Annotated in this window: 3 protein-coding genes and 1 pseudogene; 2 read left to right on the plus strand and 2 right to left on the minus strand. The window is 71.3% G+C overall.

From position 1 onward, the window contains the following. Positions 1–705: hypothetical protein (locus tag QM582_RS16885; RefSeq protein ID WP_415086353.1), on the minus strand; the 705-nt coding region annotated here is incomplete at its 3' end. A 121-nt stretch (positions 706–826) separates the two neighbouring features. Between QM582_RS16885 and QM582_RS16890 the strand changes: the two genes are divergently transcribed. Beyond that, positions 827–1,990 (plus strand): MFS transporter, encoded by a 1,164-nt coding sequence (locus tag QM582_RS16890; RefSeq protein ID WP_415086355.1) that lies wholly within the window; start codon positions 827–829, stop codon positions 1,988–1,990. A gap of 22 nt (positions 1,991–2,012) precedes the next feature. On the opposite strand, the gene QM582_RS16895 is transcribed toward QM582_RS16890, so the two are convergent. Then, entirely contained in the window at positions 2,013–2,348 is a 336-nt protein-coding gene (locus QM582_RS16895; RefSeq protein ID WP_415086356.1) for a carboxymuconolactone decarboxylase family protein, read from the minus strand. Between the two features lie 167 nt (positions 2,349–2,515). Here QM582_RS16895 and QM582_RS16900 point away from each other — a divergent pair. Further along, positions 2,516–2,635, plus strand: a pseudogene (locus QM582_RS16900) (transcriptional regulator); the annotation flags it as partial.

Genomic DNA, 2,635 nt, shown 5'->3' on the forward strand with positions numbered 1-2,635 from the left:
CCCCCCCCCCCCCCCCCCCCCCCCCGCCTGCTTGGCGGCGTAGGCGGCGCGGATCGAGTTGGTCACCTCGATCGCGAAGTGGAGCTTGTGCCCTTCGGCGATGGCGGCGGGCGCGGACGCCGGGCAGAAGAACGTCGACTTGAGCGCGAATCCGGTGGGCGTGGGGCGGAACTGATGGAGCGCGCCCAGATGCAGGGGCGTGTCGTCGCTCTTCAGCAGCATCTCGCCGCAGACCTTCATCGGATAGGCCGGATCGGCGGCTTCGCGCAGTTCGGCCGGAATCTCGGACGCCGCGACGCCGTGCACATAGGCCGGTTCGCCGAACAGGCCGAAGGCCTCCATGCCGCGCGGACCGGTGCCGATGTCGCCGATGACGATGTAGTGCTCGGGCATCACCGCCAGGGCGGCACGCTCGTCCTCGGCTCCACCCAGCACCGCCATCGTCTCCGGGACACCGACGCCGTCGGCTTCGATCTCGATGGTGCCGGTGTGCAGCTCGCCGGGCAGGTAGGCCCGGCTGAACGCCGTCCACCGCCGGTCGGTGTCGGCCAGCACGTCGGCGAAGATCTCCAGGACGCGAGCCTCGCCGAGCGAGGCCCGGGTGTCGATCGAGATCTGCTTGGCCCGCTCCGGTTCCAGCCAGTTGATGTCGATGTGCGACAGCTCCCGGTCGCCGTCCACGATCGGGACGCCGAGCCGCTTCATTTCGTGCAGCCCGTGCAGCGTCCGGTCGTACTCGAACCGGGCGAGGACATCCTGATGGAGCTCCCCGCCCGAATGAAGCCGTTGGTGAACGCCGAGCCGGGCGCTGTACGATCCAGGTTCCGTGGGTACCGGTGATCGTGGCCCGGTCCTGCTCGCCCAGGTCGCTGCCATTGCGTGGGGATTGCAGTTCGCGTTCCTGAATCCCGCCCTTGCCCTGCTGCTGACCGACCTGCTGGGCGCCACCGAGGCGCAGGTCGGGCTGGTGCTGGCCCTGTACAACGCCAGCGGGTTCGTCGCCTCGCTGGTGGTGCCGGCCTGGGCAGACCGCCGGGGCGACTATCTCGGCCCGATGCTCGGCAGCGGCGGGTTCGCCCTCGCTCTGGCCGGCGCGCTGGCCGTGGCCGGATCGTTGCCGGTCGCCGCCGCCGCGCTGATCGTGCTGGGCGGGCCGGCCGGAGTGGGCAGTTCGCTGTTCTTCGCGCACCTGCGGGCCAGCGGCTGGGGCCCGTCCGAGGTGATGCGGGCACGGGCGATGGTCTCCGCGTCCTGGGTCGCCGGGCCGCCGCTCGCCATGCTGCTGGCCGGATTCGCCGGCACTCGTGCCGTGCTGCTGGCGATCATGGCGATCTCGCTGACCGGCATCGGCGCCGTGCTCGCGCTGCGCCGCCGACGGACGGCCCGGTCCGTCGACCCGGCCGCGGCCGACGACTCGTCCGCTCCGCTGTCCCGCAGCCGGGTCTCGGGCGTCGTCGTCGCGTTCATCGCGCTGCAGGCGACCAACGCCGCCACGACGTCCATCGTGACCCTGTTCACGGTCAGCGCACTCGGTCTGGACGCCATCTGGGGCGGCATCGCGCTCGCCGTCGCGGCGCTCGCCGAGATCCCCGCGCTGCTGGTCTTGGGACGCCTGTCGACCCGGTACGGACCGGTCGCCCTGCTCAGCGTGGGCAGCCTGGCCGGCATCGCGTTCTACCTGGCCATGGCCTATGTCGCCGACCCGATCACCCTGATCGCCGCACAGCTGCTCAATGCCTGGTTCTTCGCCACCCTGACCGGCGTCGGGCTGACCTGGTTCCAGGACATCATCGCCCGGCCCGGGCTGGCGTCCGGGACGTTCGCCAACACCCGCCGGATCGGCGCCATCGTCTCCGGCGGGGTGATCGCGATCGCCGGAACCTCCGCCGGCTACACCGGCATGTTCCTGGTCTGCGCCGCGCTCACCGCGGCCGCGCTGGTGTTGATCCTGATCGCCGGAAGGAGGAAGAGCGACAGCCAAGACCCGTGACCGCGCCCCGGCCCCGTCGGGCTCAATCCGCCTTCTCGACGATGGTCTTCAGCACCGTGGTGGCGCCCATGCCGTTGGGCCAGCCGGCGTAGAAGGCGAGCTGCAGCAGGGCCTCCTTGAGTTCGTCGTCGGTGACCCCGTTCTGCCGGGCGAAGGCCAGGTGGAACTGCAACTGCTCCATCTTGCCCATGGCGGTCAGCGCGGCGACGGTGACCAGGCTGCGGTCGCGCTTGGACAACCCCGCACGCTCCCACACCTCGTCGAACAGCACCCGGTCGGTGTAGTGCACCATGCCGGGCGCGAAGTCGCCGAAGACGTTCCTGCCACCGCTCCAGCCGGTTTCGGGTTGCTGATCCATGGTTGTCTCCGTGTCCTGTCGTCGGTCTGTCGTCGCTTTGCGTCCGTCGGGGGTCCGGCCCCCTGCCCACCAGGGAAGCGCGGATCGTCCGGGCTCGGGAGTCTCTGCCGAAAGGTGTACCGACAGGGAGTCCCGCAGGCTGCGCCGGAGGCCGTAGCGTCGGCGTCATGGACACCCGCCACGAGGTGCGCGACTTTCTGGTCAGCCGCCGCGCCCGGCTCAGCCCCGCGCAGGCCGGGCTGCCGGCGGGCGGCAACCGCCGCGTCCCCGGGCTGCGGCGCAGCGAG

The sequence above is a fragment of the Micropruina sp. genome (genome assembly GCF_047607385.1).
Taxonomy (GTDB): Bacteria; Actinomycetota; Actinomycetes; order Propionibacteriales; family Propionibacteriaceae; genus Micropruina.

What these genes read in the sequence shown, in the direction of transcription:
- QM582_RS16895 (WP_415086356.1), bottom strand. Translation starts at nt 2,348, where the DNA reads ATGGATCAGCAACCCGAAACCGGCTGGAGCGGTGGCAGGAACGTCTTC.